Consider the following 13,585-nt stretch of genomic DNA (forward strand, 5'->3'; position numbering starts at 1 on the left):
GCAGCCGGTTCCCGGGCCTAAAAGCAGCTTGACGATGGGGGCGAGTCCATACATAGGGTCGGTTCCCAAACGACTGCACGTATCGGTGCAACGTCCGGTAGCGCATGACCCCGGGCAAAAACAAACGCCTTCCCCGCCAACGTACATGCCACAACCGAACGCGGGCAACCTAACGGCGGTCGATTGGGATGCGACCCTACGCCGTGCGCGGCGCCATCTTCCACAGCAACGCGCGGAACGGCGCCAGCAGGAACACACCAATCGCCAGCTTCACCGCCAGGTCGCCCGCTGCCCAGCTCACCCACGGCAGACTCGAACCGGCGAACGCGATGCTCCAGAAAATCGTCGTATCCAACGTCGCACTGCACGTGGTCGCCACCATCGGCGCGCGCCACCAGTGCCCCCGGCGCAGCCGGTCGAACACGGTGATATCCAGCAGCTGCGCGGCAATGAACGCCAGGCACGAGGCCACCGCAATGCGCGGGGTCGCAATCCAGATCGACAGCAGCACCGCCAGCGCAAACCCCGCCCACGCCACCCGTCGTGCCGCCGCCGGGCCAAACCGGCGGTTGATCAGGTTGCTCACCAGGAACGCCACCGGGTAGCTGAAAGCGCCCCAGGTCAGCCAATCGTTGATCGGGTACTGCACCAGCACGTTCGAACCCAGCACCACCGCGCCCATGGCCAACACCGCCAGCAGCAGGGAGCGCGGGGTCAATGGGGCAAACACGATGGCAGGGCGGGCGGTCATGGCGGAGCAGCTGGAGGGGAGGGGGCGCATTATCGAGGCACTCTCCCGGCGTCGCCAGTTTCCCGGCCTTCGTTCGGCGCCTTGGCTGACGTACCATAAGCGTCCTAAGGACGCTTATGGTACGTCAGCGATAGTGTCCAGATGTTAACAATCCAGGAAACTGACCCTGGCTTTCACGGGTGTGACTTGAAGCTCAGCAACCAGCGTGGTATACAATCAACGTCCTTAGGACGTTGATTGTATACCACGCAAACTGACGCCCAAGGAGGGTCCGCGTAGCCATGTCCTACCTCCCCGCCATCGCCTGGCGCGACGCCCTCGATCTCAAGATCCGCCAAGAGTTCACCCTGCCAGTCATCAGCAATCATGGGCTGGCGGTCATCCTGACTCAGCTGCTCGCGAAAGATGAATACGAGGGCAGGGCTATCTGCCCGCCGCGCAGTGGCCTGAATCGGGACGCTTTCCTCTCAGGCCGCAAAGCTCTGTTGGAGCGCGGCGCCCTTCTCCTGCCCGAACGGGGCCTGCCCCAGTCCCTGATGCGAGTGCCTGGTCGGAAGGACGCCTCTCCAGGGGAAGTGATGTGCGCCATCGATCCATTCGGCCACATCGCGTTCCTGAGTGCGATGGAGTTCCACGGCCTCACCAACCGGCTGCCCAAACTCCTCTACTTCGTCACCTTCGACACGGCGTCGTGGCGAACGCTTGCCGAACAGAGAATGGAGCACGAGCTCGGCGGGCAGCTGGCCGCGTTTCAGGAGGCAGACCTGCCCCCGCTGCAGTACTCGGTCATCAAGCGCCTCAACGGCGTGGTCATCGAAACCCTGCGTACCAAGGAAGCTGGGCATTGGCGGTATGCCATGGATGGGGCGATTCGCGTCACGGGCATCGGCCGCACGTTCCTCGACATGATCAAGCGCCCAGACCTCTGCGGTGGCATCCGCCATGTCATTGAAGTGTTCGAAGAACATGCACGGATGTACCTCACGCCCATCCTTGCCGAGTTCAACACACACGGCGGAAAAATCGACCGCGTACGTGCTGGTTACATCCTCAATGAACGATGTGGGATAGAACGTCCAGAAATCGATGCGTGGGTTGCCGATACTGCACGCGGTGGCTCGCGGAAGCTCGACCCGCAGGCCGAATACGCATCAGAGTTTTCTGAAAAGTGGAGTCTCTCAATCAATGCCTAGCCTGCTGCATGACATCCCTGCATGGGTCCGCACCACGGATCCGCGTCAGGCGGTCATGCGCCAAGCGGTGCATTGTGTCCTGGAGGCGATCGCCCGCACACCGCGACTTCGCACGTTACTGTGCATGAAGGGCGGCATCCTGATGGCGCTGCACTACGCGAGCCCGAGGTACACCACGGACATCGATTTCTCCACGCCCAAGCCGTTCACTGAAGCGGCCGAGCAGGAGACGCTCGCGTTGATGGCTGAGGTTCTGCCGGGAATGGGGGAGCTGCTCGGACACGACGTAGAATGCCGTCTGCAGGGGCACCGGGTAAAGCCGAACCGGCAGGGCACCCGGGTAAGTCTGACCATGAGCGTCGGCTACGCGCTGAAGGGCACCGCCGCCCACCGAAGGTTGGTTGCCGGCCAGTCGCCTTTCTCACTGTCACTCGACTTCAGCTTCCGCGAACGCATTCCTGCGTTCGAAGAGGTGGAGATCGGTGAAAGCGGTCACCTTTGCGTGTACGGGCTGACCACCCTCGTTGCCGAGAAGATGCGGGCGCTGCTGCAGCAACCCATCCGCAACCGGAATCGTCGGCAGGACGTCTTCGACCTCAACTACCTGCTCACCCAACGTGCTGAGCTTCATCTGTCCCAATGGCGGGCGGAGGTGCTGAGCGATCTTCGCATCAAGTGCGAAGACCGCGATGTGCCGCTCAGCGCAACCGCATTCGATGATCCGGACATCGCGACGCGCGCCGAGCAGGATTACGACACGCTGCGGTCGGAAATCGAAGGCGAGGTGCCTGAGTTTGCACCTGCCTTCGAAAGGGTTGCTGCCTACTTCCGCGCGCTGCCCTGGTAACGGGCGGGTTCGCCTACCAGCGTTCGCTCAGGTTGCTGGCCGCCGCATCGGTGGTGGGCAGGAACGCCAGCTGCGTGCCCTTCGCGTCGGCCACCATCCAGCCGGCACCGGCCTCGGTGGGCGTGAAGGCCAGTACATCGCCGGCTTTCAGCGCCTGCGCGGGGTTGTCGTCGCGCGCCGGCCATTGCACCACGGCCAGGTCGGCGGGGGCCTCGGGATTCTTCAGCGCCACCTGGTAAGCGCCGTCAGCCTGGCGCTCTACCTTCTCCACAGTGAGCGGCGGCAACGGGCCCGCCTTCGCCCCGGCAGCGCCGGCGCCCTTGTCCTTGGCCGCACTGCGCCGCTCCGAACCCTTGGCCGAGCCCTTGAAGCCCGCCGCCGTCAGCCAGATCGGCGCGGTGACCACCGCGATGCTCACATACGCGCTGATCGCCGCGTAGCTCACCGACTGCTGGCTGGGAGTGAAGTTCTGCGCACCAGCCTGCGGTGCTGCAATGGCCACGCTCAGTGCCATCGCCAGAATCGAATAACGCTTCATGCCAACTCCTTCTGCAAAGGGAAAAATCGTTACGGCTTCGGCGCCGCCATCCCGGCCACCGGCACATGCGCCACGCTCAGCTCCTGCGCCAGCGCCTTGCGCTGCCGCAGGAAATCGAACACCGATTCCACCGTCACCACCGAGTAGTCGCCGGAAATGCGCTCACTGGCCGGGTGGTCGGTGGTGGCCGCATTCGCCGAGAAGAACCGCGCGCCCAAGCGCTTGCCCACGCCGATGTGCAGCGAGCTGGGTTGGTAGTGCTGTTCCTTCAGCCACGCCTGCACCTGCGCACGGCGCACCAGCAGCGTGCCGTCGCGCGATTGCGCCATTGCCGCCGCCAGCACTTCCAACACCCACTGGTTGGAGTTCTGGTATTCAACGCTGAAGGGGTAGGCCACCACGCTGTAACGCGGCTCGTGCAGGGCCTTGGCCTGGATGCCCGGCGCGGTGAGCATGGCCTTCAAGGCCGCGCGCACCGCAGGCGTGGGCACGCCCACGCGCAGATCGGTATGCGTGCCGGTTTCGCCGATGAAGTTGCTCAGCCCTTCATGGAACAGCGAAGACTCCGGCGACTTGCAGTGGTTCAACAGATGCACCGCGCGCCAGCTGCCATCGTCCTCGCGCACCGCGAAGGCGAGGTGACTGTGGCGCAGGCCGTATCTGCTCAGGTCCTGGCCGCCGCGCGCGATGATCACCACATCCACGCCGTCGAGCGCTTCCAGTGTTTCATTGGCGCGTTGTGCCACATCGAACATCGACGCCAGCGCAGCCGGGGTAGGGTGACGCTCCATGCATTCGGGTTGTTGGGATTGCGCCTGTGCCGCAGGCGCGGCCAGCAGCAACGCCGCGCACAGCAGTACCGGCAGCGCGAGGCGCTTCAACGGCGGGTGCTCAGGCAATCCGGGGCAGGGCAGATCCATTGCGTTTCAGTCTCCAGCGGTACGGGGCCGCGTCGGCATCATAGCGGCATCAGGCTGTGTGCCGACTAACAGTCGGCGCTACCGAGGTTCGCGAGCCGATGGTGGTTTGGTTCGTATCCCGATGGGCCCGTTGCGGATTGATCCCGATCCCAATGGGCACGTCGCGGATTGATCCCGATCCCAATGGGCACGTCGCGGATTGATCCTTATCCCAATGGGATCGTCGCGGATTGATCCTGATCCCAATGGGATCGTCGCGGATTGATCCTGATCCCAATGGGGTCGTAGCGGATTGATCCTGATGCCAATGGGTACGTAACAATTCGTAGCCCCGGCCGTTGGCCGGACACCGCGCGAAGCGCGGCCCAAGCATCCGGAACCGCCCGCATGACGCGCGCGACCAATCTCCCGGCGTTTACACAAACCGAAGCCGCCTCCGCACCCCATCCACCTTCACAACGCCCGAACGCGCAATCACCGGCTCAACTCGCGCGCGCATGATTCGCTAACCGGCGCAGGCTGATCCTCCGGCGGCCAGCGCTCCTTCTTCTGCTCGTCCGTTCGCGGCGGCTGGTTGCGATACGCGGTGAGCTCCTTATGGCAGCTCCACGACACCGCATCCTGCCCGGCAGGCATGCTCGAACACCCCGCCATCAACACAACCATCAACGCCACTAAAGCACTGCGCATACGCACGCTCCTTCCCTGGTGAGCCCCGAATCTAACGGCATCGCCACCGCATCGGTAGCCGCCCGCCCACCGCCGTTAAGCCGGGATACCCAAAGCCTCGCGCACCTGCGCGGCAATCCGCCCGGTCTCGCGCAGCGGCTCGATCGGCCCGGGATACCCCCAATCCAACCAGCGTTCCTGCAACCGCCCGCGCGCGCGCAGCGCCTGCTGGAACTGCACCATCCTTCCCTGCGCCTGCTGTTCCAGCGCCACCGCCACCGGCAGCCGCGTACCGCACGCTTCAGACAGCAGGTTCACCGAATCGGGCGACACCACGATGCGGTCGGCCCAGCCCAGCAGCCCCGCATACGGGTTCACCCCGTCACCACCATCGCCCCAGATCACCCCGGGCACATCCGCAAATGCGCTACGCAGCGCACCCACCAGCGCCGGCGGCGTACGCCGCGAGGTGGTGGCCAGCAGGCTGCCGCCCTCGGCGCGCAGCTGCTCGGCCAGCTGCTGGAACACCTGCACCATGTCCGGCTCGTGCCACGGCGCGTGCGCGGTGGGCCCACCCACCAGCAGCGCGGTGCGCGGCCCGGGCAGGTCGCCGAAGGGCGCAAACGCCGCGCGGCCCACCGTGAGCCAGTCGTCGTCCACCGGGTTCAGGCTGCCCAGCAGGGTAAGTACGTTGCTGCCGCGCAGGGCATCGTGTTCGGGCACCACCAGCAGGTCCCAGTGGCGCGTGCCCAGCCGCGGGTCCAGGATCTGCACCACCTTGCTGCCGCGCCGGCGCAGTTCGCGCAGCGCCCCGGCCGCCTGGCGGCCACAGCCCACCGCCAGCTCGGGCGGTTGCGCAGTCAATGTCGCGAATGCCGCGCCATAACCCTGTGCCATACCCGGCAGCCAGCGCGGCGCCACCCACTTCCAGGGCGCGCGCGGCAGCAGCACCAGCGGGCGATGCACCCCCAGCTTCAATGCCGTGGCCAAGGCCACTGCCTGCCGCACATTGCCGGCACGGCCGTCAGTGATCGTCCAGGGCGGACTCCATCGTTTCACGTATGGCATTAATTCGTTTCAGCCAAGCTGGGTGTTGCAACAGTCGCGACACTCTACACTGCCAGCCTTCGCCGACCGCGCAGTGCCCCGTAAAGGTAGCGCACGGCGTGCGGGATTCCTTCTTCGTCCAACGTGTTTTACCGGAGGCTTCATGTCCAACGTGCTCAACGATGCTGCGCTTGACCAGTTGTTCCGTACCGCCCGTACCCAGAATGCTTTCCTCGATAAGCCGGTCGAAGACAGCCAGCTGAAGGCGCTGTACGAACTGCTGAAGTGGGGCCCCACGGCCGCCAACGGCAGCCCGGCGCGTTTCGTGTTCGTGAAGTCGCCCGAAGCCAAGGCCAAGCTCGCCCCGGCGCTGTCCGAAGGCAACCACGACAAGACCCTGGCCGCCCCGGTTACCGTGATCGTCGCCTTCGACGAAGACTTCCACGAAAAGCTGCCGTACCTGTTCCCGCATACCGATGCCAAGGCATGGTTCGACGGCCCGCGTGAAGGCCGCCACGAATCGGCGTTCCGCAACGGCACCCTGCAGGGCGCCTACCTGATCCTGGCCGCGCGCGCGCTGGGCCTGGATGCCGGCCCGATGAGCGGTTTCGACCCGGCCAAGGTGGACGAAGCCTTCTTCAAGGGCACCACCATCAAGTCGAATTTCCTGGTCAATCTGGGTTACGGTGATTCTTCGGGCCTGTTCCCGCGGCTGCCTCGCCTGGCCTTTGACGAAGCTGCCCGCATCGAATAAGCGTTTCCGCCGGACTGGCCCGTCCGTGCGGACGGGTTGTTTCCTTACTTTTCCCTTTTTCCCTACGAATTCGAGAGAGAACCGACATGACCGTGACCCGCAAACTGCTCCTGCCGCTGGCCCTGACCCTGGCCATCGCCGCCTGCTCCAAGCCGGCTGAAGAAACCGCTGCCCCGGCCGCCGATGCGACCCCGGCTGCCGCCACCACCCCGGCTGCCGAAACCGCTGCCCCGGCTGCTGCCGCCCCGGCCGCTGAAGCCATCCAGATCGCTTCGGGCACCTACAAGCTCGACCCGAGCCACACCGACGTGCTGGCCCAGTGGAGCCACTTCGGCTTCTCGCACCCGACCGCCCACTTCGGCAGCGCCGAAGGCACCCTGGTGTACGACGCCGCCGACGTGACCAAGTCCACCGTCGAAGTGAAGCTGCCGCTGACCGGCCTCAACAGCTTCACCGCCAAGTTCGACGAACACCTGAAGAGCGGTGACTTCTTCGACGCCGCCAAGTTCCCGGCCGCCACCTTCAAGAGCACCAAGGTGGAAGCCGCTGGCACCAACAAGCTGACCGTGACCGGCGACCTGACCATCAAGGACATCACCAAGCCGGTGACCCTGGATGTGACCGTCAACGCCGGCGGCGAGCACCCGATGGCCAAGGTTCCGGCCGCCGGCTTCGACGCCACCACCACCATCAAGCGCAGCGATTTCGGCGTGGGCGCCTACGCCCCGAACGTGAGCGATGAAGTGAACATCCGCATCACCACCGAAGCCACCGGCGAAAAGCCGGCTGCCTGAGCGGTAACGATGTAGAACGCAGAAATCCCGCCGAAAGGCGGGATTTTTGTTTGTGCGTAATGAACAACGGGGTGCTGCATTGGTAGGGTCGGTTCCCCAAACGACTGCACGGAACGGTGCAACGTTCGGTTACGCATGACCTGCACCGAAGCAAAAGCCGTCCCCGCCGACGTTCATGCCTCAATCGAACGCGGGCAATTCCACGGCAGTCGATTGGGATGCGACCCTACCGCCGTGCGTACCGTCGGTTAACGACGCGGTTACGCCGTGGCGATCTTCGCCAGCCAACCGGTGGCGAAATCGGTCGGCAGCCGGCGGGCCGGGGCGGTCAACCCGCTCTCGCGCAGGAATGCGTGCGTGGCCTGGGCAAAATTCTGCCGGGCAATCAACGCCGTCTGCTTCACCGCGCCCTGCTGCTTGCGCAGCTGCACGATCTGCAGGCTTGGCTTACCCGGCATCGCGTACTTCTGGTAGCGGCGCAGCTCGTCGGCCACCAGGGTGATATCGGCGTTGGCCTGCACCAGCGCCAGCTGCGCGCGGGCCAGCGGCAGCACCGCCTCGCGCATGGGCACGGTGGCCTGCGGGGCGATCTCAGCCAGGGTGGCGTCCAGCGTGGCATCGGCGCGCTCCAGGCGCGCGATCAGGTCGGCCAGTGCCGAAAGAGAAGCTGCTTGCATCGAAAGGCACCGGCCAAAACGCGATTGTCGCATGGCGAAGGTCACCGAACGCCGCACCCGGTAGCGCCGGCCGTTGGCCGGCCCAAGCAGTGCATGATCCGGCCAAGGAACGCCGCAATCCGGTAGCGCCGGCCGTTGGCCGGCCCAAGCGGTACGTGGTCCGGCCAACGGCCGGGGCTACAGCACTCAGTCGCCTTCGTGCTCCGGATGCGCCTTCCAATACCCCTTCGAGCGGATCCAATCCTTCGGCACGCCCAGGTGCCCCTCCACGTACTTGCGCATCATCCGCGCCCGGCGCGATTCGGTCGCAATCCAGTAAAACGTATCGCCTTCCGGCTCCTCGAAATCGGTCAGCACGTCTTCCAGCAGGGTGCTGGTGGCCGCATCAAACCCGTTGCGCTCCAGCCATGACACCCGGATGCGTTCATCCTCCGGCAGCTCCTGGCGGTCATCCGCTTCCGGAATTTCGATATACACATCCGCCCGCGCCCCTTCCGGCAGCGTCTCCAGCCAGCGCCCAATGGCCGGCAGCGCGGTCTCATCGCCGAACAGCACATAGGTATCGAAGTCATCGGCGGTGATGTGCGAGCCGCGCGGCCCACCCACCGCAATCGCATCGCCGGCCATGGCATTGGCCGCCCAGCGCGAGGCCACGCCATCGCCGTGCATCACGAAGTCGATGGCCAGTTCGTTGGCCTCCAGGTCCCACCACCGCGGCGTGTAATCGCGGGCGGGCGAGGGCTCCTGGCCTTCCGGGTAGCGCGGGCCTTCCGGGGTCATCGTGGGCACCACGAACTGGCCTTCCGCATTCGGGAAGAACAGCTTCACGTGGTCATCCGGCGAGGGCGATTCAAAGCCCTCCAGCGCCTCACCGCCCACGATCACCCGGCGCATGCACGGGCTGATTTCCTCGGTGCGCAGCACCTTCAGCGGGCGGAACTTCACGGTGTGGCGTACCAACTTGTTTTCATGCAGAGCCATGGCGATGTACCTGTTTCAAAGCCGCCGCAGCGGCGTAGGGGGAAAGACCTGGCTGGCGAAACGCGGGCGGGGTCGAATAAGGGGAAGAACGGTTCAGCGGCCCTGCGCGCGGATCTGCGCGGCGGCCTCACGCAGCGCCTGGGCTACCGCCACGGCGTTGTCGTCCTGCCAACGCGCGTGGTGCAGGCCCAGCGCCTGCTTCAGCTCGCGCATCGCATCGCGCACCACCGGCGGCAGGTTGGCCTTGGCGATCGAGCGCGCGCTGTGGCGCACCCGGTGCAGCGCCGCGTCCACCTCCTCGCGCTGGGCGGCCAGCTCCGCCTGGCCCAGTGCAGTGAGCTGGTAGCGCTTGCGCCCGGCCTCTTCCAGCGCGCTCACCCAGCCGGCCGCCTCGAACTGCGCCAGCACCGGGTAGATCGAGCCCGCGCTGGGCGTGTACACCCGCACGAACATCTCACTGATGCACTGGATCAGCTCATAGCCATGGCGCGGCTGCGCCGCCAGCAGCGACAGCACCAGCAGGCGCAGGTCGCCGCGGCTGAGCGGGCGGGAAGTCAGCGGACGGGCAGGGCCATCCAGATCACGGGGAGCGGTCATTTCGATATATCGAATGAAGTCCGATAACGATATATCGAAAAGGATCCCCGGTGTAGGGTCACGCCATGCGTGACTGCGCACACGTTCAGCAACCATTGCCCCCGAAAGGACCGCGCCCAGCCAGGCATGGCCTCATCCCAACCGGTCCCCCGCCACCACAACGGTACGTCCCCCAGGTAGAACACTCCCCAGGTTCCACGCCGCCAATGACAGCGCTAGCCAACCGATCCCCCCAAAAACCGCCCAAGCATCAACCTCAAGCCCCCGTGGAACCCCCGCAACACCACGCTCCACTGTCGCCTCATGTCCCCAAGACACAACCGCAGCACTTCCATACGCACCCGTAGCGAAGTAAGCAAACCCATTGGTGCGCTACACTTTGCGGCTAGAAATCTAAAACAGTCGCGCGCGTGCGTGCGGTCATGGGAGCGCTAATGAACTGGTTGAACGAGGTGCTGAACAACGACCCGAATCCTGTGGAAACCCAGGAATGGATCGAGTCGCTGAAGGCCGTTATTGATGTCGAGGGCCCTGAGCGCGCGCATCAACTGTTGGAAGGCATGGTGGAACTGACCCGTCGTTCGGGTGCTTACCTGCCGTTCTCTCCCACCACCGAGTACGTGAACACCATCGCGCCGAACCTGGAGGCCAAGAGCCCGGGCAACGCCGAACTGGAATGGCGCATTCGTTCCATCATCCGTTGGAACGCCATGGCCACCGTGGTGCGCGCCAACCGCAAGCCGGGCGACCTGGGCGGCCACATCGCCAGCTTCGCTTCCGGTGCCACGCTGTACGACGTGGGCTTCAACCACTTCTGGCGCGCCCCCAGCGACAACCACCCCGGCGACCTGCTCTTCATCCAGGGCCACAGCGCCCCGGGCATCTATGCGCGTTCCTTCCTGGAAGGCCGCATCGACGAGCAGCAGCTGGACAAGTTCCGCATGGAAGTCGACGGCGGTGGCCTTTCCAGCTACCCGCACCCGTGGCTGATGCCCGATTACTGGCAGACCCCCACCGTGTCGATGGGCCTGGGCCCGCTCGCCGCCATCTACCAGGCGCAGTTCCTGCGTTACCTGGAAAACCGTGGCCTGATCGAAAAGAGCGACCGCAAGGTGTGGTGCTTCATCGGCGACGGCGAATCGGACGAACCGGAAACCCTGGGCGCCATCGCGCTGGCCGGCCGTGAAGGCCTGGACAACCTGATCTTCGTGGTGAACTGCAACCTGCAGCGCCTCGATGGCCCGGTGCGCGGCAACGGCAAGATCATCCAGGAACTGGAAGGCGTGTTCCGTGGCGGCGGCTGGAATGTCATCAAGCTGCTGTGGGGCGGTTACTGGGATGCCCTGCTGGCCAAGGACACCAACGGTGTGCTGCGCAAGCTGATGATGGAAACCGTCGACGGCGAATACCAGAACTGCAAGGCCTTCGGTGGCGCGTACACGCGCGAGCATTTCTTCGGCAAGTACCCGGAAACCGCCGCCATGGTGGCCGGTCTTTCCGACGACGACATCTGGCGCCTCAACCGTGGTGGCCACGACCCGCACAAGGTGTACGCCGCCTATCACGAGGCCGTGAACACCAAGGGCATGCCCACCGTGATCCTGGCCAAGACGGTCAAGGGCTACGGCATGGGCAGCGCCGGTGAAGCGCTCAACCCGACCCACCAGACCAAGAAGCTGGACGACGAAGCGGTCAAGCACTTCCGCGACCGCTTCAACATTCCGGTGACCGACGCGCAGCTGGCCGATGGCCAGGTGCCGTTCTACCACCCGGGCCCGGATTCGCCGGAAGTGAAGTACCTGCAGGAGCGTCGCGCCGCACTGGGCGGTTACCTGCCGCAGCGCCGCCGAAAGGCTACCAAGAGCTTCAACGCACCGAAGCTGGAAACCTACGAACGCCTGCTCAAGAGCAGCGGCGAGCGCAGCTACTCCACCACCATGGCCTTCGTGCAGAGCCTGAACATCACCCTGCGCGACAAGGAACTGGGCCCGCACATCGTGCCGATCGTGGCCGACGAAGCCCGTACCTTCGGCATGGAAGGCCTGTTCCGCCAGATCGGCATCTACGCGCCGTTCGGCCAGAAGTACAAGCCGGTCGACGCCGACCAGCTCATGTTCTACCGCGAAGACCAGAGCGGCCAGGTGCTGCAGCAGGGCATCAGCGAGCCGGGCGCCATCAGCTCCTGGATGGCCGCCGGTACCAGCTACTCGGTCTCCAACGTGCCGATGCTGCCGTTCTACATCTACTACAGCATGTTCGGCTTCCAGCGCGTGGGCGACATTGCCTGGCAGGCCGCCGACATGCGTACCCGCGGCTTCCTGCTCGGCGGCACCGCCGGCCGCACCACGCTGAACGGTGAAGGCCTGCAGCACGAAGATGGCCACAGCCATCTGGCCGCTGGTGGCATTCCGAACGTGCGCAGCTACGACCCCACCTTCGGCTTCGAAGTCACGGTCATCCTGCAGCACGGCACCAAGCGGATGATGGAAGACCAGGTAGACGAGTACTACTACCTGACCCTGATGAACGAAAACTACACCCACCCGGAAATGCCGGAAGGTGCGGCCGAAGGCATCGTCAAGGGCATGTATCTGCTCACCGACGCCGGCAAGCCGAAGAAGAACGAGCTGCGCGTGCAGCTGATGGGTTCGGGCACCATCCTGCGCGAAGCCATTGAAGCGGCCGCGCTGCTGGAGAAGGACTTCGGAGTCACCGCCGATATCTGGAGCTGCCCCAGCTACAACGAACTGCGCCGCGATGGTTTCGACGCCGAACGTTGGAACCGCCTGCACCCGGAAGAGCCCCAGCGCAAGGCGTATGTGACCGAGCTGCTGGAAGACCGCCAGGGCCCGGTGATTGCCGCTACCGACTATGTGCGTGCGTATGCGGACCAGATCCGCGCGTTCGTGCCGGCCACCTTCACCGTGCTGGGCACCGATGGCTTCGGCCGTTCGGATACCCGTGCGAACCTGCGTCGCTTCTTCGAGGTGGACCGGTACTACATCGCGCATGCTGCGATTGCGGCACTGGCCAAGGACGGGAAGATGACCGGGAAGGATGTGGCCCGGGCTATCAAGCAGTACAAGATTGATCCTGAGAAGGCTAATCCTGTCGGGGTTTGAAATAAGAATAAAAAGGGTGTCCTCGGACACCCTTTTTTTTTGCGCGAAGTCCTGCGTTTCGATCTTGTACTGACGACTATGACCGAGTCGGTATAGGGTTACCTGTCCCGGTTCGTTTCGACGCGGAGAGCAAACCTGTGGAACGGGAAACTGCAGCAATATGAACCACCTTTAGACTAAATAGCGAGCAAGCGGGCCTTAATAGGTTTGGTGGCTCATGCCCCCCGTCGGATCAACGACCTTCCAGCTGCACTAACTTTTTGCGCAAGCGTGCTTTTCATATCTAGATGACCGTCGGCCTATCTGTCGATTCGCATAGTTTGCGGTGGCTCTCGATTGCATGTGCTTAAGTGAAACCTATTGCGGAATCCCAGCGCCTTGCTTGTGTGCGCTGTGGAAAGATTGGGATCGCCAGTGGGCGCGCGACTTCCCTGGCGTAGGCAGTCATTGCTACGGACCGGGACATTTGGATTGGTGAAAAGTTCTATATTCCAATGCAAGAAAAGTATAGGGGGGCAAGAGTATGGCTAAACTAGTTTGTATTGAGTGCATATCGCCCGATGCTCTTAAGGACTTGGTCGCAGCTGAAGGGGAGCAGGGGCGGTGCTTCTGCTGTCAGGGTCAGAGCCTTTGCATAAGTGCACGAAGACTTTACGACTACCTTTGGGATCGCATTCGCGAGAACACAGGGTTCA

The 13,585-nt window shown here is 64.2% G+C and carries 13 protein-coding genes; 5 read left to right on the forward strand and 8 right to left on the reverse strand.

The genetic code is table 11. The features are described from left to right. Nucleotides 1-196 precede the first annotated feature (196 nt). Nucleotides 197-751, reverse strand: coding sequence for a queuosine precursor transporter (locus tag KVS69_RS16705; protein WP_217539028.1), 555 nt, complete (start codon nucleotides 749-751; stop codon nucleotides 197-199). A 281-nt stretch (nucleotides 752-1,032) separates the two neighbouring features. Between KVS69_RS16705 and KVS69_RS16710 the strand changes: the two genes are divergently transcribed. Beyond that, complete coding sequence (locus tag KVS69_RS16710; protein ID WP_217539030.1) at nucleotides 1,033-1,944, forward strand: hypothetical protein; 912 nt, start codon at nucleotides 1,033-1,035, stop codon at nucleotides 1,942-1,944. Continuing rightward, on the forward strand, nucleotides 1,937-2,791 hold the full coding sequence (locus tag KVS69_RS16715) for a nucleotidyl transferase AbiEii/AbiGii toxin family protein (RefSeq protein WP_184124414.1): 855 nt from the start codon (nucleotides 1,937-1,939) through the stop codon (nucleotides 2,789-2,791). Before KVS69_RS16710 ends, KVS69_RS16715 begins: the two co-directional genes overlap by 8 nt. Nucleotides 2,792-2,804: 13 nt before the next feature. On the opposite strand, the gene KVS69_RS16720 is transcribed toward KVS69_RS16715, so the two are convergent. The 4 genes from KVS69_RS16720 to KVS69_RS16735 all read right to left on the reverse strand — a co-directional run bounded on the left by KVS69_RS16720 (nucleotide 2,805) and on the right by KVS69_RS16735 (nucleotide 5,986). Beyond that, nucleotides 2,805-3,329 carry a hypothetical protein gene (locus KVS69_RS16720; RefSeq protein WP_217539032.1) on the reverse strand — a complete coding sequence of 175 codons (525 nt, stop codon included), beginning with the start codon at nucleotides 3,327-3,329 and terminating at the stop codon, nucleotides 2,805-2,807. A 29-nt stretch (nucleotides 3,330-3,358) separates the two neighbouring features. Next, nucleotides 3,359-4,120, reverse strand: coding sequence for a DUF2145 domain-containing protein (locus KVS69_RS16725; RefSeq protein ID WP_254622242.1), 762 nt, complete (start codon nucleotides 4,118-4,120; stop codon nucleotides 3,359-3,361). A 603-nt stretch (nucleotides 4,121-4,723) separates the two neighbouring features. Beyond that, on the reverse strand, nucleotides 4,724-4,945 hold the full coding sequence (locus KVS69_RS16730) for a hypothetical protein (RefSeq protein WP_217539035.1): 222 nt from the start codon (nucleotides 4,943-4,945) through the stop codon (nucleotides 4,724-4,726). Between the two features lie 69 nt (nucleotides 4,946-5,014). Then, nucleotides 5,015-5,986, reverse strand: a complete 972-nt coding sequence (locus KVS69_RS16735) for a mitochondrial fission ELM1 family protein (RefSeq protein ID WP_217539036.1) — start codon at nucleotides 5,984-5,986, stop codon at nucleotides 5,015-5,017. Between the two features lie 142 nt (nucleotides 5,987-6,128). Between KVS69_RS16735 and KVS69_RS16740 the strand changes: the two genes are divergently transcribed. Both KVS69_RS16740 and KVS69_RS16745 read left to right on the forward strand, forming a co-directional pair. Next, nucleotides 6,129-6,719, forward strand: coding sequence for a malonic semialdehyde reductase (locus KVS69_RS16740; RefSeq protein WP_068848832.1), 591 nt, complete (start codon nucleotides 6,129-6,131; stop codon nucleotides 6,717-6,719). An 86-nt stretch (nucleotides 6,720-6,805) separates the two neighbouring features. Next, nucleotides 6,806-7,513 (forward strand): YceI family protein, encoded by a 708-nt coding sequence (locus tag KVS69_RS16745; protein ID WP_093533003.1) that lies wholly within the window; start codon nucleotides 6,806-6,808, stop codon nucleotides 7,511-7,513. 260 nt (nucleotides 7,514-7,773) lie between these two features. Here KVS69_RS16745 and KVS69_RS16750 read toward each other — a convergent pair whose 3' ends face one another. The 3 genes from KVS69_RS16750 to KVS69_RS16760 all read right to left on the reverse strand — a co-directional run bounded on the left by KVS69_RS16750 (nucleotide 7,774) and on the right by KVS69_RS16760 (nucleotide 9,768). Then, nucleotides 7,774-8,190 (reverse strand): hypothetical protein, encoded by a 417-nt coding sequence (locus KVS69_RS16750; protein ID WP_068848834.1) that lies wholly within the window; start codon nucleotides 8,188-8,190, stop codon nucleotides 7,774-7,776. Nucleotides 8,191-8,376: 186 nt separating this feature from the next. Further along, on the reverse strand, nucleotides 8,377-9,171 hold the full coding sequence (locus KVS69_RS16755; protein WP_217539037.1) for a siderophore-interacting protein: 795 nt from the start codon (nucleotides 9,169-9,171) through the stop codon (nucleotides 8,377-8,379). A 93-nt stretch (nucleotides 9,172-9,264) separates the two neighbouring features. Next, nucleotides 9,265-9,768: a PadR family transcriptional regulator gene (locus KVS69_RS16760; protein ID WP_068848838.1), complete on the reverse strand. Its 504-nt coding sequence runs from the start codon at nucleotides 9,766-9,768 to the stop codon at nucleotides 9,265-9,267. A 434-nt stretch (nucleotides 9,769-10,202) separates the two neighbouring features. On the opposite strand from KVS69_RS16760, the gene aceE reads away from it, so the two are divergent. Beyond that, nucleotides 10,203-12,890, forward strand: a complete 2,688-nt coding sequence (gene aceE, locus KVS69_RS16765) for a pyruvate dehydrogenase (acetyl-transferring), homodimeric type (protein ID WP_217539039.1) — start codon at nucleotides 10,203-10,205, stop codon at nucleotides 12,888-12,890. Nucleotides 12,891-13,585 lie beyond the last annotated feature (695 nt).

It is taken from the genome of Stenotrophomonas sp. GbtcB23 (assembly GCF_019091045.1).
Classification (GTDB): Bacteria; Pseudomonadota; Gammaproteobacteria; order Xanthomonadales; family Xanthomonadaceae; genus Stenotrophomonas; species Stenotrophomonas rhizophila_A.